This window comes from Actinomadura coerulea (genome assembly GCF_014208105.1).
In the GTDB taxonomy this organism is placed as follows: Bacteria; Actinomycetota; Actinomycetes; order Streptosporangiales; family Streptosporangiaceae; genus Spirillospora; species Spirillospora coerulea.
This window is the reverse complement of the sequence record NZ_JACHMQ010000001.1, coordinates 7,655,576-7,677,154: the sequence shown is the minus strand read 5'-3', so window position 1 is coordinate 7,677,154 and position 21,579 is coordinate 7,655,576. Positions and strand designations below refer to the sequence as shown.

The 21,579-nt window shown below is 72.0% G+C and carries 18 protein-coding genes; 11 read left to right on the top strand and 7 right to left on the bottom strand.

The genetic code is table 11. The features are described 5' to 3' along the window. Window positions 1-2: 2 nt before the first annotated feature. A complete protein-coding gene (locus BKA00_RS35575) occupies window positions 3-1,166 on the top strand; it encodes an OmpA family protein (RefSeq protein WP_185032578.1) in 1,164 nt (387 codons plus the stop codon). An 18-nt stretch (window positions 1,167-1,184) separates the two neighbouring features. Here BKA00_RS35575 and BKA00_RS35570 read toward each other — a convergent pair whose 3' ends face one another. Next, the gene (locus BKA00_RS35570) at window positions 1,185-2,039 is read right to left on the bottom strand and encodes a serine/threonine-protein kinase (protein ID WP_185032576.1); all 855 of its coding nucleotides are present in this window, start codon (window positions 2,037-2,039) and stop codon (window positions 1,185-1,187) included. A 183-nt stretch (window positions 2,040-2,222) separates the two neighbouring features. On the opposite strand from BKA00_RS35570, the gene BKA00_RS35565 reads away from it, so the two are divergent. After that, window positions 2,223-3,788 carry an LCP family protein gene (locus tag BKA00_RS35565; protein ID WP_185032574.1) on the top strand — a complete coding sequence of 522 codons (1,566 nt, stop codon included), beginning with the start codon at window positions 2,223-2,225 and terminating at the stop codon, window positions 3,786-3,788. A 3-nt stretch (window positions 3,789-3,791) separates the two neighbouring features. Here BKA00_RS35565 and BKA00_RS35560 read toward each other — a convergent pair whose 3' ends face one another. From BKA00_RS35560 to BKA00_RS35550, 3 genes are all read right to left on the bottom strand, one after another. Beyond that, the gene (locus BKA00_RS35560; protein ID WP_185032572.1) at window positions 3,792-4,400 is read right to left on the bottom strand and encodes a prepilin peptidase; all 609 of its coding nucleotides are present in this window, start codon (window positions 4,398-4,400) and stop codon (window positions 3,792-3,794) included. Between the two features lie 90 nt (window positions 4,401-4,490). Next, window positions 4,491-4,976, bottom strand: a complete 486-nt coding sequence (locus tag BKA00_RS35555) for a hypothetical protein (protein WP_185032570.1) — start codon at window positions 4,974-4,976, stop codon at window positions 4,491-4,493. Between the two features lie 182 nt (window positions 4,977-5,158). Next, a complete protein-coding gene (locus BKA00_RS35550; protein WP_185032568.1) occupies window positions 5,159-5,869 on the bottom strand; it encodes a ribonuclease III family protein in 711 nt (236 codons plus the stop codon). Between the two features lie 201 nt (window positions 5,870-6,070). Between BKA00_RS35550 and BKA00_RS35545 the strand changes: the two genes are divergently transcribed. Beyond that, window positions 6,071-6,505 carry an ATP-binding protein gene (locus tag BKA00_RS35545; protein WP_185032566.1) on the top strand — a complete coding sequence of 145 codons (435 nt, stop codon included), beginning with the start codon at window positions 6,071-6,073 and terminating at the stop codon, window positions 6,503-6,505. A 462-nt stretch (window positions 6,506-6,967) separates the two neighbouring features. Here the strand turns inward: BKA00_RS35545 and BKA00_RS35540 are convergent, their stop codons facing one another. Then, window positions 6,968-8,446 carry a PucR family transcriptional regulator gene (locus BKA00_RS35540; protein WP_185032564.1) on the bottom strand — a complete coding sequence of 493 codons (1,479 nt, stop codon included), beginning with the start codon at window positions 8,444-8,446 and terminating at the stop codon, window positions 6,968-6,970. Between the two features lie 119 nt (window positions 8,447-8,565). Here BKA00_RS35540 and BKA00_RS35535 point away from each other — a divergent pair, with 119 nt between their 5' ends. The 7 genes from BKA00_RS35535 to BKA00_RS35505 are packed head-to-tail and all read left to right on the top strand — an operon-like array spanning window position 8,566 to window position 16,467. Beyond that, entirely contained in the window at window positions 8,566-9,627 is a 1,062-nt protein-coding gene (locus tag BKA00_RS35535; protein ID WP_230298966.1) for a DUF917 domain-containing protein, read from the top strand. Next, the gene (locus tag BKA00_RS35530) at window positions 9,620-11,194 is read left to right on the top strand and encodes a hydantoinase/oxoprolinase N-terminal domain-containing protein (protein ID WP_185032562.1); all 1,575 of its coding nucleotides are present in this window, start codon (window positions 9,620-9,622) and stop codon (window positions 11,192-11,194) included. Before BKA00_RS35535 ends, BKA00_RS35530 begins: the two co-directional genes overlap by 8 nt. A 49-nt stretch (window positions 11,195-11,243) precedes the next feature. Further along, entirely contained in the window at window positions 11,244-12,830 is a 1,587-nt protein-coding gene (locus tag BKA00_RS35525; RefSeq protein ID WP_185032560.1) for an ABC transporter substrate-binding protein, read from the top strand. Between the two features lies 1 nt (window position 12,831). Further along, window positions 12,832-13,848 carry an ABC transporter permease gene (locus BKA00_RS35520; RefSeq protein ID WP_185032558.1) on the top strand — a complete coding sequence of 339 codons (1,017 nt, stop codon included), beginning with the start codon at window positions 12,832-12,834 and terminating at the stop codon, window positions 13,846-13,848. Then, window positions 13,845-14,738 (top strand): ABC transporter permease, encoded by an 894-nt coding sequence (locus tag BKA00_RS35515; RefSeq protein ID WP_185032556.1) that lies wholly within the window; start codon window positions 13,845-13,847, stop codon window positions 14,736-14,738. Before BKA00_RS35520 ends, BKA00_RS35515 begins: the two co-directional genes overlap by 4 nt. After that, window positions 14,735-15,499: an ABC transporter ATP-binding protein gene (locus BKA00_RS35510; protein WP_185032554.1), complete on the top strand. Its 765-nt coding sequence runs from the start codon at window positions 14,735-14,737 to the stop codon at window positions 15,497-15,499. Before BKA00_RS35515 ends, BKA00_RS35510 begins: the two co-directional genes overlap by 4 nt. Window positions 15,500-15,501: 2 nt before the next feature. Then, a complete protein-coding gene (locus BKA00_RS35505) occupies window positions 15,502-16,467 on the top strand; it encodes an ABC transporter ATP-binding protein (protein WP_221493427.1) in 966 nt (321 codons plus the stop codon). Window positions 16,468-16,917: 450 nt separating this feature from the next. Here the strand turns inward: BKA00_RS35505 and BKA00_RS35500 are convergent, their stop codons facing one another. Further along, the gene (locus BKA00_RS35500) at window positions 16,918-17,955 is read right to left on the bottom strand and encodes a DMT family transporter (protein WP_185032550.1); all 1,038 of its coding nucleotides are present in this window, start codon (window positions 17,953-17,955) and stop codon (window positions 16,918-16,920) included. A gap of 913 nt (window positions 17,956-18,868) precedes the next feature. Next, window positions 18,869-20,218: a DMT family transporter gene (locus BKA00_RS35495; protein WP_185032548.1), complete on the bottom strand. Its 1,350-nt coding sequence runs from the start codon at window positions 20,216-20,218 to the stop codon at window positions 18,869-18,871. Window positions 20,219-20,637: 419 nt separating this feature from the next. On the opposite strand from BKA00_RS35495, the gene BKA00_RS35490 reads away from it, so the two are divergent. Further along, complete coding sequence (locus BKA00_RS35490; RefSeq protein ID WP_185032546.1) at window positions 20,638-21,459, top strand: trehalose-phosphatase; 822 nt, start codon at window positions 20,638-20,640, stop codon at window positions 21,457-21,459. The last annotated feature ends 120 nt before the right edge of the window (window positions 21,460-21,579 follow it).

The window sequence follows — 21,579 nt, the reverse complement described above, 5'->3', positions numbered from 1 at the left end:
CCATGGTCGCGAGGGGCGGCATCGCGCGGCGAGCGCCGCGGGCACTCGCCGTCGGCATGGCGGCGTGCCTGTCCCTGGCCGCGTGCGGCGGCGACGGGCGGCCGAAGCGGCCCGAGGGCGGGCACGCCCGGACGGGCGGCGCCCCGGCGTCGCCCTCCCCGTCCCCCTCCCCGGAGCCGGCGAGCTGCCCCGGCGGCCGGCTGATCGAGGCGGTCGAGATCCCGGCCGTGCACAGCGACCCCGTGCTGATCCCCGAGGCCGTGATCGGCGGCCAGAGGATCCCGGCGGTGACGATCCCGGGCGTGGACATCCCCGCCCAGCGGGTCCCGGCCCAGTGCGTCGAGCACAAGCCCGCCCCGGGCGGCTGCCTCGGGGCGGTCGCCGTCCCCGGGACCTCCATCCCCTCCGTGACGATCCCTGCCGTGCGGATCCCCGGGGTCAAGGCGCCCGGGATCGACGTCCCGCCGGTCGAGCAGGCGGCCGTGTGGAGCGAAGCGGTCAGCACGCCTGCCGTCGGCAGTCCTGAGGTCTGCCAGAGCAAGCCGTCGAAGGAGGGCGAGTACGTCAGCTCCGTCTACCGGTCCGGGGTCTACCGCAGCGGGCTGTACCGCAGCTCGGCCTACCGCAGCTCGCTCTACCGCCCGCGCGCCTGCAACGACAAGGGCGAATGCCTGCCCTCGGTGACCGTCCCGGGCGTCACGGCCCCGGGCGTCAGCGTGCCCGGCGTCAGCGTGCCGGGAGTGTCCCTCAAGTCCTACGTGGCCGGTCCCGGGCAGGTCATCAAGGGCGACGACAGCATCGCCTACAACATCGAGGCGGACGTCCTCTTCGACTTCGGCAAGGCCGAGATCAAGCCCGCCGCGGCCGCCGAGCTGGGCGAGATCGCCAAGTCGCTGGGCCGGGAGGTCCCGGACGGCGCGACCGTCCAGGTCGACGGCCACACCGACGGCAAGGGCGACACCGCGTCCAACCAGGCCCTCTCCCTGCGCCGCGCGCAGGCCATCGTCGACTGGCTGGCGACGGAGGGCGGCATCGCCCGGTCCCGCCTCAGGGCCACCGGCTACGGCGAGACCAAACCGGCCTACCCCAACACCAAGCCGGACGGTTCCGACGACCCCGGAGGCCGCGCCAAGAACCGCCGCGTGGTCATCTCGGCCGCCCGCTGACGTCCGCGCGCGTTCCCGTCACGCCGGCGCGGGCGGCGGGCCCAGGTGGTCGAAGATCTGCAGGGGCTCGCCGTCCAGCGTGCGGACGGGGAAGCGCAGCTCCAGGCGGCACCCGGCCAGCGCCCGGCGCGCCGCCTCGGCGTGGGCGGGGCGCCGCGCCGGGTCGGCCGCGCACAGATGGGCGACCACCGCCCACAGCAGGGGCGGCACACCGGGAGGCGGCACGCCGATCCGCTGGCGCGGCTCGGGGTCCCCGGCGCCGGTCAGCATCCGCCAGGCGACCATCCCGGCGGCGTACAGGTCCTGCCGGGGTCCGGGGCGGGCCCAGTCGAGCACCTCGGGCGCGAGGTATCCCGGCGTCCCCACGACGAAGCCGGTGGTGGTGAAGCGCTGGTCGTCCTCCCCCAGCGCGATCCCGAAGTCGGCCAGCCGCACGTGCGGCGCCCCGACCGGGCTCGGCTCCAGCAGCAGGTTGGCGGGCTTGACGTCCCGGTGGACGACCCCGGCGCCGTGGATGTGGCTCAGCGCGGCCAGCAGCTGGTCCAGGACCTCGGCCGCGTACTCGGGCGGAAGCCTGCCGTAGTCCCCGAGGAGCGTCTCCAGCGACCCTCCGCGCACGAGGTCCATGGCGAGGAGCACGTCGTCGTACGCCATGCACGAGGCGTACGGGGTCAGCACATGGGGGTGGGCCATGCGCAGCGCCCGTTCCCGGACGACCCGCAGCATCGACGTGGGGCCCGGCTGCCGGACGAGCTTGGCCGCGCAGTACCGCCCCGCCGCGTGGTCGTACGCGCGCCACACGCGGCTGGTCCCTCCCACCCCGATCCGGTCGAGCATGGTGAACCGCCCGCCGATCACCCACCCCGAGTCCACGGCACCGATCGTACGGAAGACCGTCCGCCGCGGAGCCGCAGATTTCCGTGCCCCTGTCAACAGAACGGGTGTTCTGCGCATCTAACACAAGGAGCTACAGGCTCCCCCGCACCGCCGCCTCCCTAGACTGACCGATCACGCAGACCACGTGCCCTCACCAGGGCCCGCCCCGAAACGGGAGCGATGAGCGACAAAGACCCGAGCCGCGACGACCTCGCGGAGGACGGGGCCGACCGCCGGCCGGCGGCGGACCCGGAGACGGCCGGCGGCACGGCGGCCGAGGACGGCACGGCCGGAAAGGACACGGCTGAGACCGGCGACCCCGCGTCCGACGATCCCGCGTCCGGCGACGGTGAGGGCGCCGGGGACGACGCCGCCACCGGGACCCGGCGGGGCGGCGGGCGGCGGAGGGGACTGCGGTGGGCCGCGGTCGGCGCGGTCGCGGTGCTGCTGGCCGCGGGGGGCGGCGCGGCATGGCTCTACCACGACCTCGTCGGCGGGATCGAGCAGAAGCACGTCAGCGACGAGCTCGGCGCGAACCGGCCGAGGAAGCTGAACAAGTCGCTCAACATCCTGCTGATCGGGTCCGACACGCGGGAGGGCGAGAACTCGGAGTACGCGGTGCCGGGCATGGCCGGGGCGCGGTCCGACACCACGATCCTGCTGCATCTCTCGCCGAACCGGGACCAGGCGATCGGGATCAGCTTCCCGCGCGACTCGATGGTGAAGATGCCGGCCTGCAAGAAGGAGAAGGGCGGCACCGTCCCGGCCCAGTTCGGGATGCTGAACGCGGCCTTCGCGTATGCGGGGCCCACGTGCACATGGAAGACGCTGGAGTCGCTCACCGGCATCCACATCGACCATTTCGTTCAGGTGGACTTCGCCGGGTTCAAGCGGATGGTGGACGCCCTGGGCGGCGTCGAGATCTGCGTCGACAAGCCCGTCAGGGACCCGAGGGCCGAGCTCTTTCTGAAGGCCGGGAAGCAGACCGTCAAGGGCGACGACGCGCTCGGCTACGTGCGCGCGCGCTACTCGCTCGGTGACGGTTCCGACCTGGAGCGCATCGAACGGCAGCAGAAGTTCATGGCGGCTGTCGTCGACAAGGCCACCAGCGGGTCCGTCCTCACGGATCCGGCGAAGACGTACAAGTTCCTCAAGGCCGCGACCAAGTCGATGACGACCGACGACGACCTGGACCTGGCGGGGATGCGGAAACTGGCGGACGGGCTCCAGGGGATGAGCGCGGGCCAGGTGCGGTTCGTCACCGTCCCCGTGGAGGGGTACGCGCCGGACCCGAACCGCGTCCAGTGGAACGAGGAGCTCGCCAAGCCGCTGTTCGAGGCGGTCCAGCATGACGACGAGCTGCCCGCGGAGCCGGCGAAGCCCGCCCGGCCGCGGCCCGCGCCGCCTTCGCCCGGCAAGGTGCACGTCACCGTGGTCGACGCGGGCGCCCGGGACGCGCGGGTGAAGCAGGTCGTGAACCAGCTCCGGCGGCGCGGGTTCACGGTCGCGAAGAAGGTCGAGAAGGCCGGCGCGGCACCGGAGACCCGCCTCGTCTACGCGCCGGCCGCGGAGGCGCAGGCGTCGGCGCTCGCGCGGGACGTCCCGGACGCGATGCTCACCTCCGACCCCGCCGGTCCGCGGGACGGCGTCCGGCTCGTCATCGGGTCGAACGGGGTGCGCCTCGCGCCGCCCGCCATCAACAAGATCGGCGGAGGCGTGAAGGCCGGCCGCGACCTGTGCGGCTGACCCTCAGCCGACGGCGGACAGGATCGCCGCGAGCGTCCCGGCGAGCATGGAGGGGCCGAAGGGGAACTCGCCCTTGCGGGAGCGGCGGGCGATCATGATGGCGAGGGCGGCGAGGCCGCCGAGCAGGTAGGTGGCCAGCAGGCCGGTGATCCAGGTGTCCTGTCCGAACCAGCCGAGGTAGAGGCCGAGGACGCCGGACAGTTTGACGTCTCCCAGCCCGATGCCGGACGGGACCAGCAGTACCTGCGCGAAGTACAGCGCGAGCAGTGCGGCCATGCCGATGAGCGCGTGCCCGAACCGCCGCGGCCCGTCCTGGGTGAACGGCGCGGCGGCGGCGAGCAGTGCCGCCGCGGCGCCGTAGGAGGGGAGGGTGAACCGGTCGGGCAGCCGCCTGACGCCGACGTCGATGAAGCCCAGGAGCGCGCCCACGGCCGCCAGGTACAGCAGCGCGGGCAGGACGGCGTCCGTCCCGGCCCGCCATCCGAGCACGCCGAAGAGGGCGGCCGTGACCAGCCCCATCAGGACACGGCGGCGGCGCGGGACCTTTCCCACGTAGGGCGCCGCCAGCGGCGCCGCGAGCACGCCGACCGCGAACCCGACGGGCACCAACACGAACGCGACCATCGCCCCTCGCCCCGATCCGGCGTCTGCACAGCCCCCGGCACTCTAACCGCCCGGACGAGGCGCCCGTCCGCGCCGTGGTCAGCGGCGGTGATAGCGGCGGTCGTAACGCGGGTGGTAGCGGTCGTCGTAGTCGTCGTCGCCGTTGATCAGCAGCCAGACGAAATAGAGCAGCAGCAGCCCGGCGAGCACGCTGCCGATGTCGATCGCGCCGCCGCCGGTGAAGGACTCGCGGGTCGCGGGAGCCGTGCACACGCGGTTCTTGCACTTGGCGCCCTTGTGCTTCTCGCGCCATTCGTCCGGCGGCGACTTCACGCGGACGTACGGCTTCTCGTCGATCAGCACGGCCTCCTGCCGCACGCCGTCCTCCACCGCGGTCGCACCGGGCTCGAAGTACTTGCCCGCGTGGATCTTGGGCCGGTCCTCGTAGATCGCGTTGACGGCCTTCGCCTGCAGCCAGGAACGGTTGGCCACGCAGATGATCAACACGATGCCCATCATCACGAGGAGCACGATGCGGGCTATCAGCCCGATGCAGCCCAGCCCGGTACTCCGTCGGTAGAACACACTGAGGACCCGTCCGGAGACCACCGGAAGGCGCAACCGGTTCCCCTCACCTCGGGAGACCGGCAGGACGGAAAGAAGACGGCCCCGCGAGGGGGCCGTCTCCGGTCAGGGCCTCACACGGAGGCAGGTGGATCGAGCCGCCCCGCGAAGTTCGTCACCACGGGGGGCAGCGCGTCGTCCGGTCAACCGGTGATCGCGTGCCACGCGATCTCCGCGGCCTGCTTCTCGGCCTCTTTGATCCTGCTGCCTTCGCTCGGGCCGTACTCGACCTTCCCGACCCGGACCCAGACCCTGAAGTGCGCGTTGTGATCGGCTCCGCTCCGCTCGGAGCGGTACCGGGGCTCCCCCAGCCCCTCACGAGCCGCGAGGGCCTGGAGCTCGCTCTTCCAGTCCAGTCCGGGGTCCAGCAGCGCCATCCGTCCGACGAGGTCGCCGAACAACCGGTGCGCCAGCACGGAGACCCCGTCCATGCGGTTCCGCTGGTGAACCACACCGATCAGCGCCGTCAGCGTTTCGGCCAGGATGGAGTCCTTGTCCCTTCCACCGCCTGCCTGCTCGCCGCGCCCCAGCCGGAGGTGGGCCCCGACGCCGAGCGAGCGAGCCGCTCCGGCCAGCGCCGGACCGGCGAGCAGGGCGCCCCGCAACTTGCTCAGCGGACCCTCCGCGGCCTCCGGGTAGCGGCGGAACAGCAGGTCGGTGATGACCACCTGCAGAGCCGCCTTCCCCAGGAAGGCCAGCCTTCCGCAGGACAGGCAGTCGTTCTCATACGCGTAGGAGCGGTGCGTGAGCGCCTGCTCCAGCAGCGGGTCATCATGCGGGACCCCGAGCGCCCGGGCCAGTTCCGCCCGATCCGGCGCCGAGCCGTCCCGCTGCTCCGGTACTCCGACCGTCATGCTCGTCTCCCTCTTGTTTTTCCAACAGGCCGTGGGCGCCCCTAGGGCACCCACGAACTACCGTTCGGCCGTCACGAACGGCCGCAACGCCCCACCACCGTGGCGGCGACCACCTTGCTCACCGCCAGCGCACGCGGACGGTCCTTACCGCGGGGCCTCAGAACCCGCGGTCATGCAAACAACACTTCAGAAAGGCATCTCATGTACGAGATCCACAACGACGAGAGATTCCCTCACTACCGGAAGCTCTTGCTCGCGCTGGAACAGACCCGGCCCGACCGCGCGGCCGTCCTGACGCGCCACGTGCTGGCGGAGCTGAACCTCCCGTACGAGGTCGCGCAGAGGGCGGAGCAGTTCGCGTACGAGCTCCTGCTCAACGCCTACCAGCACACGACGGGCGTGGACCTCGCCAGCGTGGGCGACGGTCCGCTGCCGCGCCACGTGCGCCTGGAGGTCGGCACCGTCGACCTGCCCGACAGGACCTACGTGCGCGTCGCCGTCTACGACCAGGGCGACCCGCGCGACTTCCAGTGGTCGTCCGCCCGCCGGGGGCTGACGTTCATCCGGGGCTACGCCCCCCACTACGGCTGCGAGGCCGCCTCACCGTACGGCAAGGTCGTGTGGGCCCAGATCTGATCGCGGGCCCGCCGGCCGGCATCCGAGCCGACAGCCACCGCCGCTCCTGATCGGGAGCCGCGCCGGAGCCATGGACCGGCCTTCACCCCCACGGGGGTGGAGGCCGGTTCTTCCCTTTCTCCACAAACCGGACACATTCGCCCGGTTTCGATGAGGCGGGTTGCCGACTCGGCCGGGCTCCGTACAATCCACTATGCGGGTCCTCACGACCCGTCATTTTGTTCACAGTTGATTGCAAATCAGAACGGGGTTACTGATATGGCCAAGGAAGAAGTCGTCGAAGGCAAGATCGGCGAGAACGAGGACAGCGACATCGTCAAGCGGGACGGTGTCGTCCAGGCCGAAGAGAAGAAGAACTGATCCACGCGGCTTCCAGGCCGCGATGATTGATTAACAGGCCGCTCTCGTCCCGGGTTTCCGGGGCGAGGGCGGTTCTTTCTTTCCGCGCTGGGGCGGCCCGGGTCAGTCGCGGAGGCGGACGCGGCAGGCCAGGTGCAGGGCGAACGCGGTGTCGGGGTCGGACAGGTCGGCGCCGAGCCTCTCGACGATCTTCCTGATCCGGTAGTTGACGGCGTTGGGGTGCAGCGCCAGCCGGGACGCGGCGGCCTTCAGCGAGCCGCGCGCGTCGAGGTAGGCGCCCAGCGTCGCGATGGCCTCGGCCGACCGCCCGGGGCCGAGCGCGTCGAGCGGGCGCAGCAGGTCGTCGACCACCCGGCGGCTGAGCGGCGAGGCGGCGATCTGGGCGAGCACCCGGTTGATGCCCGCGGCGTCGAAGGCGTGGACGAGTTCGCCGGAGCGGACGGCGATGGCCGCCGCGGCGCGGGCCTCCGTGGCCGACTGGCGCAGGCCCTCCACCCCCCGCTGCGGCGTCCCGATCCCGAAGCGCAGCACCGTGCCGGGATGCTCCTCGACCACGGCCGCGCGCACGGCCTCGATCAGCCGCAGGGCGCGCGGCGGGCGGATCTCGGCCCGGGCGGTGCCGACCAGCACGATGTCGGCGGCGAGGCGGGCGAGATTCCACGACTCGCCGGACGGCAACTGGGCCTGGTGGGTGCGCAGGGTGAGGGTGTCGAACAGCCGCCGCCGTTCCGCGAGCTCGGCCGGGTCGGGGCCGGGCGGCCGGTCCGGGGTCATCCAGATGACGGTGTGCAGGTCGTCCACGGCGAGGCCGAGCAGGCGGGCCCGGTCGGCCAGCGCCCCCGCCTGGGCGCGCTCGCTGACGATCAGCTCGGTGAGGATGTCGGACCGGGTCTGGCCGGGCGCGGTCGCCCGCTCCAGCGCGTGCTGCCGCAGCCGGCCGATCGCGGCGGCCACGGCGGGCAGCACCAGCCGCACGGCGTCGTCGGGCGGTCCCGTCACGCCGCCCTGACGGCGGCCCGCCACCCAGATCGGCTCGGCGCCGGCCGGGCCCACCGTCCCGTCGGTGGTCACCAGGGTCCGGCCGAGCACCGCCCCGACGCGTTCGAGCAGCACGGCGACGCGGTCGCCCTCGGCGGACCCGGTGGGCTCGCCGGCCTCGCGGACGATGCGCAGCGCCGCCTGCGCGCGGGCGAGCGAGTCGGCGGCGTCGCCGCGGATGACCTGGCCGAGGTAGAGCACGACCTCGGCGACGTCGCAGTCCTCCTCGGCCGACAGCACGGCCAGCCTGGCCCGGTCGGCCAGCCGGGCCGCGGTGATCGGCAGCGATCCGCAGCCGATGAGGACCAGCGCGGGCACGCCGCGCTCGGCGGCGGTCCGGACGGCGATGTCGAGCTCGTATCCGGCGGCCCGCGCGGCCGACCGCCCCGTCACGACGACCAGCGCCCCCTCCGGGGCCCGCTGGAGCCGCGCCAGGGCCTCGACCGCGGTCACGGAGGTGAGCGGCACGGCGTCGGCCGGGCCGGCGAGCAGGGTGAGGGGGATGCGGGAACCGGTCCCGACCAGGTCCGAGACAAAGGACACGCTCGTATTGTGCCATTGGCACAAATCCTCGCGGAACCTTGTGCCCCCCACCCTTCCGCCAGGTCAGAAGGTGGGACCATTCTTCCAGCATGCAGATGACACCTTCGAGGACCGGTCGCGTGACGCTCGACGACGTTCCGGCGCTCGCCCGCGGCTGCGCGATCCTGGGCACCGGGGGCGGCGGGGACGTCGAGACGGGCACGCTGACCGCGGTCCGGGCGATCGACGAGTACGGCGAGGTGCCGCTGATCCCGCTGTCGGAGGTGCCCGACGACAGCCTCGTCCTTCCGCTGTCGGGGATCGGAGCGCCCACCGTCGCCCACGAGATGCTGATGAGCGGCGAGGAGCCGCTGCTGATCCGGGACGAGGTCGAGCGGACCCTCGGCCGCCCGGTGGCCGCGGTGATGGCCTGCGAGATCGGCGGCTCCAACGGCGTCGGGCCGGTCGGCTGGGCGGCGCGGCTCGGCCTGCCGCTCGTCGACGCCGACGGGATGGGACGGGCGTTCCCCGAGGTCCAGATGGTCTCGATGTACGTGGCGGGACGGCCGGTGAACCTCGTCGTCCTGGCCGACGTGCAGGGCAACGTCACCACGGTGCGCCCGATCGACGGGCTGTGGTCCGAGCGCATCTCCCGCGCGGTCTGCGTCGCCAGCGGGGCGTCGGCGCTGATGGCCGACTACGTGCTGACCGGCGCGCAGGCGCGGGGCGCGGTCATCGAGGGGACGGTGACCAAGGCCCTGGCGATCGGCCACGCGATGAAGGACGGCGCCGACCCGCTCGGCGCCCTGTGCGCGACGCTGGACGCCAGCGTGCTGATCACCGGAAAGGTGATCGACGTCGAGCGGCGGACCGGCGGCGGGTTCGTGCGCGGCAGCCTGGTCATCGACGGCACCGGCGAGGACCGCGGCCGGCTGCTCCGCGTGGAGATCCAGAACGAGAACCTGATCGCGCTGGAGGACGGCCGGCCGCGCGCCTGCGTCCCCGACCTGATCACCGTGGTGGACGCGCAGACCGCCGGCGCCATCTCCACCGAGTCGCTGCGCTACGGACAGCGGGTGGCGGTGCTGTCCTGGCCCTGCGACCCGATCTGGCGGACCGAGCGCGGTCTCGCCACGGCCGGTCCGCGGGCGTTCGGCTACGACATCGACTACACGCCCGTGGAGGAGCTCAACCATGGCTGACCGTACGTCCGGCGGCACCGTCGCCCGCGACCTGCGCATCGGTGTCGACGTCGGCGGCACCAACACCGACGCGGTCGTCCTCAGCGCCAAGGGCGAGGTCCTGGCCAGGACGAAGCAGGCGACCAGCGCCGACGTCACCTCGGGCCTGCACGCGGCGCTGACCGCGGTGCTGGACCAGCTCGGCGACGACGTCCGGCGGGTGGGCCGGGTCATGCTCGGCACCACGCACGCCACCAACGCGATCCTGGAGCGGCGCGGGCTCGGCAAGGTGGCCGCGATCCGGCTCGGCGGGCCGGCGACCACCTCGGTCCCCCCGGCGCAGTCCTGGCCGGCCGACCTGTCGGCGGCGATCACCGCGCGCACCGCCGTGCTCCCCGGCGGCCACTACGTCGACGGCCGGCCGATCTCCAAGCTCGACCCCGGCGCGCTGCGCGCCGTGCTCGCCGACGTCGCCGAGGAGGCCGACGCGATCGCGCTGACGAGCGTGTTCAGCCCCGCCTTCGCCGACCAGGAGCTGGAGGCGGCGGAGATCGCCCGGGACGAGCTCGGCGACGCGGTGCCCATCTCGATGAGCCATGAGATCGGCACGCTCGGGCTGCTGGAGCGCGAGAACGCCACGATCCTCAACGCCGCCCTCTACCGGGTCATCAGCGCCGTCTGGGACGGGCTCCAGCACACGCTGGCCGAGCGCGGCCTGGACGTCACCACCTACTTCGCGCAGAACGACGGCACGCTGATGGCCATCGACTACGCCGTCCGGTACCCGGTGCTGACGATCGGATCGGGCCCGGCCAACTCCATCCGGGGCGCCGCGTTCCTGTCCGGCCTCACCGACGCGATCATCGCGGACGTGGGCGGCACGTCGACCGACTTCGGCGTGCTGTACGCCGGCTTCCCCCGGGAGTCGTCCGCGGGCGTCGAGATCGGCGGGGTGCGGACCAACTTCCGGATGCCCGACATCCTCGCGCTCGCGCTCGGCGGCGGCACCGTCATCGGGCCGGACGGGTCGGTCGGGCCGCAGTCGGTCGGCTACCGGATCACCGAGAAGGCGCTGACCTTCGGCGGCGACACCCCCACCATGACCGACGCGGGCGCGCTGGTCGGCCGGGGCGCGCCGGCCGGCTCGCCGATCCCCGAGCGGCTGCGCGGCGCGCTCGGCTCGGCGGTGGAGACCGCCGACCAGATGCTGGCCGACGCCGTCGACCGGATGACCCTCGGCAAGACCGACCAGCCGCTGGTCGCGGTGGGCGGCGGGTCGTTCCTGATCCCCGACGCCCTGGCCGGCGTCGCCGAGGTGATCCGCCCCGCGCACGGGGACATCGCCAACGCCGTCGGCGCGGCGATCGCCATGGTCAGCGGGACCATCGAGACCATCATCCCGGCAGGCGAGGGCCGCAGGGAGGCCATCGCCGAGGCGTCCGGCGTCGCCGGCCGCCGGGCCGTGCAGGCCGGAGCCGATCCGGCCGGAGTGGAGGTCGTGGAGATCACCGAAGTACCGATGAGTTACCTGCCCGAACCCGCGCTGCGGCTGCGGGTGAAGGCCGCCGGCCCGCTCGGCAACCTCTAGCCCGGCCCCCACTCCCCCCTGTCCGGTCCCCCTGCAAGGAGATCCCGTCATGACCTGGCGCATAAGATCACTGGCGCTCGCGGCGGCTGTCGCCGTGACCGTCACCGGCTGCTCGGGCGGAGCCGTCCGCAAGACGGCCTCCACGTCCAGCGCGTTCGTCTACTCGTTCAACCTCAACGTCGTCACCGACTGGGATCCCGCGACCTCGTACTCCAACGAGATCATCGCGATGCAGAACGTCTACGAGTCGCTGACGCGGTACAACACCGAGTCCAAGAAGGTCGAGCCGCGGCTGGCGACCAAGTGGGCCTCGTCCGACGGCGGCAAGAAGTGGACGTTCACCCTGCGGGAGGGCGTGAAGTTCCACACCGGCACCGCGCTGACCTCCAGCGTCGCCAAGGCCGCGATCGAGCGGACGATGAAGATGAAGGGCGGCGCGGCCTACATCTGGGAACCGGTGAAGACGATCGAGACGCCGGACCCGCAGACGCTGGTGTTCGAGCTGAAGTACGCGGCGCCGCTCGACCTGGTCTCCTCCTCCGGCTACGCCTCCTACATCTACGACACGAAGGCTCCCGGCGGCGGCGACCTGAAGGACTACGTCGCGAAGGGCCACGACACGGGCAGCGGCCCGTACACCGTCGCCTCCTGGAACAAGGGGCAGGAGGCCGAGGTCCGGCTGGGCCAGTTCAAGGACTACTGGGGCGGCTGGAAGGGCTCGCACTACACCAGCGTCGAGTTCCGCAACACCCCGCAGGTCACCACCGCGTGGCAGCAGTTGCAGGCCGGTGACGTCAGCTACGTGCACCGGCTGAACCCGCAGCTGTTCGCCCAGGCGAAGGGGATGAAGAGCCTCAAGACCGCCTCGGTGCCCTCGTTCCAGAACCTCATGGCGTTCTTCAACACCGAGGCCGGCCCGCTGAAGGACGTCAAGCTCCGCAAGGCGGTCCAGGCGGCGATCGACTACAACGGCCTCGTGTCGACGCTCAAGGGCTCGGGGACCGCCGCCAGCGGCGTCGTCCCGACCGGGCTCACCGGCGCCACGCCTGGTCTGGCCGGACGCCAGGACACCGCGGCGGCGACGCGGCTGCTGAACGAGGCCGGGTACGGTCCGGGCAAGAAGTCGCTGACGCTCGACCTCACCTACGCGCAGGGCGACGACGACCAGCAGAAGTTCGTGACGCTGCTCAGCTCCGCGCTCAAGGGCCTGAACGTCAAGCTCCAGGCGAAGCCGATGCAGTGGGACGCCCAGTGGGACCGTGCCAAGAGCAAGGACGCGGCGAAGCGCCAGGATGTCTTCGTCATGTACTGGTACCCGGACTACCCGGACGCCTACAGCTGGTTCCTGAACCTGTTCCGCTCGGCCGACCCGGTCAACTTCAACCTCACCTACCTCGACGACTCCGCCGTCGACGGTGAGATCGACAAGCTGCCGGAGCTGACCGCCACGAACCGGTCCGCGGCGGAGGCGTCGTACGCGTCGCTCCAGCGCAAGCTCCTGGTCGACCAGGCCGTCGCCGCGCCGCTGTTCGTCCAGCAGTACCAGCGGGCGTACTCGGCGGACGTCGACGGCTACACCGACGACCCGGCGTATCCGAACGTCGTGTTCGCCCACGAGCTCAGCCCGGCCGCGTGACATGACCCGCTACCTGCTTCGACGCCTGGCACAGGCCGCGTTCGTCGTCGCCGGTGTCGTGGTGCTCACCTTCGTGGTGATGCGGCTGGTCCCCGGGGACCCGGCGGTGACCTACGCCGGGCCCCGGGCCTCCGCCGCCGAGCTCGCCCGGACCCGCGCGGAACTCGGCCTGGACGACACGCTGCCCGTCCAGCTCTGGGACTACCTCACCTCGCTGGTCCGGGGCGACTGGGGAATCAGCCTGCACACCCGCCAGGACGTGCTCGGTGACATCTCCACCGCCTTCCCCGCCTCGCTGGAACTGGTCGGCACCGGGGTGATCATCGCGGTGCTGGTGGGCATCCCGCTCGGGGTGCTCGCCGCCCGGTTCCGGGGCAAGCCGGCCGACGGGTCCATCCGGATCACCTCGATGGCGGGCGTGTCGGTGCCGGTCTTCCTGCTGGCGCTCTTCGCGCAGAACGTCTTCGCCACCAAGCTGGGCTGGCTCCCCGTCGCCGGCGAGTACGACCCCAGGCTGGACGGCACCAGCCCGCTGCACCTGTACACCAACATCACGGCGGTGGACGCGCTGATCACCGGGAACTGGCCGATCCTCGGCAGCACGCTGGCGCACCTGGTGCTGCCCGCGGCCGCGATCGCGGCCTACCCGACCGGCGTGGTCGCCCAGATGACGCGCGCCGCGCTCATCGAGGAGTCCACGCAGAACCACGCGCGGCTGGAACGGGCCCTCGGCTTCACCCGGTGGCAGGTGCTGACGCGGTTCTCGCTGCGTCCGGCGCTCAGCCCGGTGCTGGCGCTGCTGGCGCTCGTGTTCGCCTTCTCGCTGGTGAACGCCTTCCTGGTCGAGGCCATCTTCAACTGGCCGGGGCTCGGCCGGTACGCCGCCGACTCGATCCGCTCGTCCGACGCCCCCGCCATCGCGGGCGTCACCATCGCGATCGCGTTCACCTACGTCATCGTCAACCTGCTGGTGGACCTCGCGCAGGCCGCCATCGACCCGCGGGTGAGGATCAGATGACCGCTCTCGACACCGCCCCCGCCGCGCCCCTGCGGGACCGGCCCGTGCACCGGGTGCTGCGGGCGGCCCGCACCGACCGGCTGGCCGCCGTCGGCGCCGTGGTCCTCGCGCTGATCGTCCTCGCGGCGCTCGCGGCCCCGCTGCTGGCGCCCTACCCGGGCGACGGCACCGACGCGACCCACCCGGCCGAGGCGCTGCGGGCGCCCGGCGCCGAACACTGGTTCGGGACGGACGGGGTCGGCCGCGACATGCTCACCCGGGTGCTCTACGGGGCGCGCACCTCGCTGACGATCGCCGTCTCCGTGCTCGCGCTGTCCGCCGTGATCGGCGTGCTGCTCGGCGTCGTCGCCGGCTACGCGGGCGGGATCGTCCGGGACGTGATCATGCGGATCACCGACGTGTTCCTGGCCTTCCCGGCGCTGCTGCTGTCGGTGGCGCTGGCGCTCGTGCTGCACCCGGGGACGCAGGGGGCGATCATCGCCATCACCGCCTCCTGGTGGCCCTGGTACGCCCGGATGAGCGCGGTCGCCGCGACCTCCATCAGGTCGCGCGGCTTCATCGACGCGGCCCGCTGCCTCGGCGGGTCCCGGACGCGGATCGTGCTGCGGCACGTCCTGCCCAACTCGCTGACCCCCGTCCTGGTCCAGTTGTCCCTGGACGCGGGCGGGGTCATCCTCACCGCCGCGGCGCTGTCCTTCCTCGGCCTCGGGCCGCAGGAGCCCACCGCGGAATGGGGGCTGATGGTCCAGCAGGGGCAGAGCCTGTTCACCACGAACTGGTGGGTGGTCGCCTTCCCCGGTCTGGCCATCGTGATCACGGCGTTCTGCTTCAACGTGCTCGGCGAGGGCATGCGAGCCGCCCTCGACCCCCGGCGGGAGGTCACCCGATGAAACCGGTGCTCACTGCGGAGAACCTGCGGGTGCGGGCCGGCGACCTGCTGCTGGCCTCGCTCGACGAGCTGAGCGTCGGCCCCGGCGAGTGCGCCGCGATCGTCGGCGAGAGCGGATCGGGCAAGACGACCGCGCTGAACGCGATGCTCGGGCTGACGGACGGGCTGCGGGTCAGCGGGAGGATCGTCGTCAACGGCACCGACGTCGTGACGGCGGACGAGCGCACGCTGTCGAAGATGCGCGGCTCGGTGATCGCCCTGGTCAGCCAGAGCCCGCAGGCGTCCCTCAACCCCACGATGCGGCTCGGGGCACTGCTCAAGAGGGTGCTCGCCCGGCACGGCCTGCGCGGCGCCGAGGCCCGCGAGCGGACCGAGGAGGCGCTGCGCAGCGTCCTGCTCGACCCGGGGCTGCTGCGCCGCTACCCGCACCAGGTCTCCGGCGGCCAGGCGCAGCGCTTCGCCATCGCGATGGCCGTGGCCCTGCGCGCCGACGTCATCCTCGCCGACGAGCCCACCAGCGCACTGGACGTCACCGTGCAGGCCGCCGTCCTGGACCTGCTGGCCCGGTTGCGCGACGAGCACGGCATCGCCCTGGTCTTCGTCTCGCACGACCTGGCCGTCGTGTCCGGCATCGCCGACCACGTCGTCGTCATGCGGCAGGGCCACGTGGTCGAGGCGGGACCGGCCTCCGACGTCCTGCACAGCCCCTCCGCCGCCTACACCCGGGAACTGCTCGACGCAGTCCCCGCGATCGGGGAGTGACCATGCTCAGCGCGGACGACCTCACCGTCAGCTACGACCGGACCCCGGTGGTCCGCGGCGTCTCCCTCACGGTGCCGGAGGGCTCCGGCGGGGTCGCCGTCATCGGGGAGAGCGGATCCGGCAAGACCACCATCGCGCGGGCGCTGCTCGGCCTGGTCAAGCCCGAGCAGGGCCGGGTGCTGTTCCGCGACCGCGACATCACCCGGCTGGACCGGGCGGGGCGGGCGCTCTACCGGTCCGAGGTCCAGCCGGTGTTCCAGGACGGCAGCGAGGCCCTCGACCCCCGGATGCGCATCGGCGCCTCGATCTCCGAGGCGCTGCGGATCCGGCGGCGCCGCGCCGGCGGCGAGCCCGCGGGGAAGGACGGGGACCTCCCGTCGGTGACGGAGCTGCTCACCGACGTCGGCCTCGATCCTTCCCTCGCCGGGCGCCGGCCCCACCAGCTGTCCGGCGGGCAGCGGCAGCGCGTGGTCATCGCGCGGGCGCTGGCGGTCGACCCGCGGCTGCTCGTCCTGGACGAGCCGACCAGCGCCCTCGACGTCACCGTGCAGGCCCACGTGCTGGACCTGCTGGCGGGGCTGCGGGACGAGCACGGGCTGAGCTACCTGCTGATCACCCACAACCTGGCCATCGTCGACCGGCTCTGCGACACCGTGCACGTCCTGTTCGCCGGGCGGATCGTGGAGTCCGGCCCCATCGGCACGGTGCTCGGGACCCCGGCCCACCCCTACACCGCCGCGCTGCGCGACGCGGTCCCCCGGCTGGGCGCGACGCACCGGGCCGCCGGCGCCTCGGACGCGCTGGCCGCCGCCGAGGGCTGCCCGTTCCGGCACCGCTGCCCGATCGCGGTCGACCGGTGCGCCACCGAGGACCCGCGGCTGCTGCCGCTCACCGACGGGCACAGCGTCGCCTGCCACGAGGCCGTCCCGGTCAAGACCGACGACACCCGGACCGGCGCCGACGTGTGAAAGAAAAGGGACGGCGGGAGGACTGGTCCTCCCGCCGTCGGGTCGGAAGCGCGGCGCTGGCCGGCGTCGCGCTGGATGGACTTCACGGTTCGGGGGCGCGGGTTGGCCGGCCCGGCCCCGGACGTGTTCAGAATGCGGAGACAGTGGTCTCCGCACCCCTGTTCCGCTTGTGGGGCGGTATGCGTCCCCCGGTCGGGCAGGGGACGCGTCTGCCGCCGGCTAGGACGACGGCGTGGTGGGGGCCTTCTCCTGAGCGAGACGGACCTCCTCCTCGGCCGTCCTGATCGCGGCCTCGGCGGCGTCCCGCTGAGCTGCGGCGGACTCCGCCTGGGCCGCGGCCCTTTCCGCCTCGGTCCGGGTCTTCGCCGCCGCGGTCCGCGCCTTCTTCGCGTCGGCGCGAGCCTTGGCGAGCCGGGCTTCGGCGACCGTGCGTTCGGCCTGGAGGACGGCCTACTCGCAGGCCCCGTACTCCTGGGTCAGCCTTTCGAGCGTCTCCAGGATCTTGGCGCGCTCCTCCAGAGCGTGCTGCAGGATGGCCTCGGGGGTGGCCGACGACAGCTCGATGAGCGGTGCGTGGTTCCGGTCCCTGAGGCTGAAGCTCATCTGGGCGACCGCTGCCGCGGCCACCGTGATGACGACGACCCCGGCCCACTGGATCGGGATCAGCCGCGTGTCGAGGAAGGCCAGGCCGACGAGCGTGGCGATCAGCGGACTCGCGGTGAGGAACACCGAGTACACGGCGTCGCCCGCGAGCTCCCTCGCCGGCATCTGGATGATGCGGGGCAGGGTGTTGTTCAGCAGACCCACCACCATCGCCCAGAGGACGAGCTGCCAGTTCAGGAAGGCGAGGCCCCCGGTGAGCATGACGATGCCGCCGGCGAGCACGCCGACGGACAGCGTCGACCAGGCGATCACCTTCTCCGTGTAGTACCGGCCCGCGCCCTTGATGAGGCGGTCGGTGACGGGAAGGTACAGGGTCCGCAGGCCGCCCGCGCCGAGGGCGCAGATCACGCCGAGCGGGTAGCTGCTCCCCGTGGCCGGCCCGTCCTGCTGGACGAGCAGGCCCACGCCGACCGCTGCGGCCCCCGCGAAGAGCGTGAGGAGAGCGGCGCGCCCCCTTCTCCCGCTCCTGAACCCCGCGATGACGGGGATGATGAGCGGGACGGTGTAGTAGATCCCTCCGGTGACGCTGAAGGGGATGAACAGCAGCGCCGCGAACAGCAGCGCCTTGTCGCCGCCGATCACTCCGAGCGTCATGAGGGACAGGACCCGCCGCGACCGCGCCGGCATCTCGGTGGCCGGCCTATCGTCTCCGCCCTTCCCCGAGATCTTCCAGAAGAAGAGGCGGAGCAGGAGCAGGAGCCCGCCGAAGGTCGCCTCCAGCGCCGTCGCCTGGTGCATCTGCAGACCGTTCGCGCCGATCAGCCTCTCGTCCAGGAGGGCCTTGCCGGACGCGGAGCTGAGCCGGTCCGCGCCTCCGAGCGCCACCCCGAGCCAGGGGTAACGCCTGTTTTCAGATTTCTTGTTTGTCATTTCCGAGAACTCCTCGTGTGAGGTGCACACAAAGAGAACCGGTCGTGACCCGGCTCCCTTTGTCGCACCGAAGAACGGATACGACTCCGTGGAGCCGGGTCGTGCTCAACGATCTTCGGGCATGCCGACTCAGCTGCGGAGGCCTGGAGGTTGACGCGGGGTGAACAGGCTCTTACGAAACGCTCGTGACGCCATTTCCGGAACTAAGCTGCAATGGCGCGCGCTCTCCCTCGAAAGCGGCGGCGTCGTGAACCGCCGGCGAGGGCGCGCAGAAACGGCGGGAGACTTCCGGAAGAACTCCCCGGAGGCTCCCGCCGTTTTGGTCACGACCCGGCGAACCGGCTCCGGAAAAGGAGAACGGCCGGTCTGGGGAGACCGGCCGTAGAGGTGATGGCCGTCCGGGGTTGCCCCCGGACGACCATCGAGAAGCGGAGGGGAGTGGCGCTCCCTCCCGCTCGATGCTGAGGTCGGAGGCGGCCAGCCGCCGACCCTCGCATGAGATTCCGTGCCGTACTCGGCTCGGACACGTACGGTTCGTCGGATTCGACGGAGGGTTGGCCGACCCTCCTCTCATCCGACTGCACCGAGGTGCCCGCCAGGCGGACGCCACAGTTTCGCCGGATGCGAGGGAGGGTGGCCGACCCTCACCTCGCACCCGACTCGCCGTGACGCCTGCCGAGGCCGACGCTGCGGTTCACCGAAGTGCGGAGGAGGGTTGGCCGGCCCTCGCTCCACACTCGGCTGACCGCGGCGTCTGCCGAGGCCGACACCACGTTTCGCCGAACGCGAGAGCGAGGGTTGGCCGGCCCTCACCTCGCATCCGCCTACACGCGGTGCCGGTTAAGGCCGGAAATCTGGAACAGCTGTCCTACTCGGCGGCGGTGACGCAACCGAGTCGGACGGTACCCCTCTGGTCCAACTCGACGGTGCCGGCCGTGAGGTCGATGTCGACCCCCACGGGACCCGAGAACCGCACCGGGACCCCGCCGATGACGACGGAGATGTCGGAGACGCCGTGCCCCTGGGCGCCGGTGAAGCTCCCGGGGGTGAACGTTCCGCCGTCGACGGACCCCATCTCGACCGAGAGGTCGCCCTTCCGGTAGGCGAGACGGCATCCGTCGGGGAACCGAGCGACTCCCACTCCGTTCTCCGTGGTGATCTTCACCGTGCCCGCGTGGGTCACGAGGAGCTCACCGTCGGCGGGGACCCGCTGGGCGGTGACCCAGTCCGGCTCCGTGACGTGCCCGCCCGCGGGGCGCACCCACGGGTTCTTCGGCTCGACGAGCGGAGCCTGCGGCTGCTCGTGGCCGTCGTCCACGCGGACAGTGCCGTCGCCGGCGACCGCCTTGGCGCCCTCCCGGACCCGGATCACCCAGTAGGCGAAGCCGGAGACCATGAGGATGCCGACCGCGTTCACGAGCGAGATGGCCTGGTTCCCGGAGATCAGCCCGAAGTGGGCACCGATGAACCCGACGATCCCGCTCACGATCGGGCTGAACGCGAACATGACGCCCTGCGTGCTCGGCTTCATGTGCTTGGCGGCGCGGTTGATCAGGAGGATGGGAACCACCATCACGAACAGCGCCGCGAAGAAGCCCTTGCCGATGGTCGCCGCGACGGACCCGACGGTCACGTCACCGGCCACCCAGCTCCAGCCCGCGAAGGCGGACACCACGATCGCCACGAGGGCGATGACCGGCATGGCGAGCAGGTTGGACAGGAGCATGCCCCGGTCCTTCTTGGCGTCGTCGTCGCCGAAGGCGCTCAGGCACTTCGGGATGTTCCAGAAGTGCCAGGCCGCGCACGCGGCGCCCAGCACGCCCCAGATGGAGAACTGTGCGCCGTTCCACGGCTCCGTCACGAAGACGATGCCCAGCAGGACACCGCCTCGCAGCCAGATCGGCTTCCAGAAGCGCGCCCTGATGTCGTCGAGGAGCCCCACGCTCACCGGGCCGACCGCCATGATGGCGCTGGCCGCCCCGATACCGATCAGCTGACCGGCGAACGGCCACCCGAGGTTCACACCCAGGTTGCCGCCGGTGATCCGCCAGATCGCGCGCTTCTGGACCTTGTTCCACCCGGACCTCAGCCCGCGCGGCCGCACGATCAGCAGCAGCATCAACGTGCCGGGGACGACGATCCAGAAGCTGCCCTGGAGCGCCGCCATCGCGGTGATGGCGCCGATACCGATCGCCTGGCAGAGGAAGGCCAGGTTCATCTGAACCGGGCCTCGCGCCCTCCCGCCGGCCTCAGCCGACTGGGGGCTGGTTGCGGTCGATGACATGCGTCACCAACCTCCTTTCATTGCGTTCCGCCCGGCGCGATACCGGGCGGTCGTTGTGTCTCGCCTGCCCTGAGGGCCGGCGAGCCCGACTGATGAGTCGGCACAGTTGACCGTCCTGGAACACGCCTCGACGGCAACCCGGCGTCTCCTCGCGGACCGGAACCGGAGCCGCCCGCCGGGCGTCCGAGCGCGGCCCCGTGCCTGACCGCCCGGTCAGTCGTGCGAAGAGTTGCGCCCCTTCCCAGGTCAGGGACGGTCTTGAGCGAGACCCCCGGCTCAGCCGGGAACAGGTCTCACGGGTGGCGCGCAAAACGAGGGCGCCACAAACCAAAGCAAAAGGAGCTACACCCCCCATGCACGAAGAAAGCCACGTGCTCACGTTCCGCACGAGGGATGGCGAGAAGGCCTGGGAGGCCTTCTCGCGGAACCCCGGGCGGGCCGTCATCATGCTGGACGGGGACGGGACGATGTGGGAGATCGTCAAGTACCCGACCATGCCGAACGTCGACCCCCGGTACCGCCCGGTGCTCGACAGGCTCATCGCGCAGACCGGCGTCACGGGCATGCTCACCGGACGATCGGTCGAGCAGGTCCGGAGCTTCGGTCTCCTCGGCGAGGGGCTCCAGGTGCTCGGTCAGTTCGGCTGCGAGTGGTGGCACCACGGCCGGCTCACCCTGCCGGTCGAGCGCCCGGCCACGCTGGACGTGGTCGACGCGATGCTGCCCGAGGTGTTCGCGAAGGCCGGTCTGGCCGACGCGAGCATCGAGGACGTGAAGTCCCACTTCCGTGCCATCCACTACGCGGCCGGCACGGACGACACCACGGTGGCCGCCCTGGTCGCCGGCCTCACCCACCTGGCCGCCAAGACCGGCCTGGTGTGCCTGCCCGGTCACAACGTGATCGAGCTGGGCCCGGAGACCAACAAGAGGGACGCCCTCGCCTGGTTCGTCGCCGCCCTCCCATGGGAGCCCTCCGTGGTTCTCTACGCGGGCGACAGCGAGCCGGACCTGGCGGCCTTCGACGTCCTGGACGGACTCCGGTCGCAGGGCGTCCCCACTCTCAAGGTGGGAACGTCCGACAACACCGCCGTGAAGGCGCGCTCCGACCTGCTCGTGCGCGGCCCACTGGGCACGCTCTCGATGCTGCTGCGGCTGTGCGCCCTGACGTCGCGGTGACCACCGTGCGGTAGTCGCTGACTGCGGCACGACCACCCCACCCGTGGCCCCTGGAGCGATCCAGGGGCCACACTGCGTGCGGGCCGTCGAAGGCCCTCCCGCTTCCCTTGCCGCCGCGGG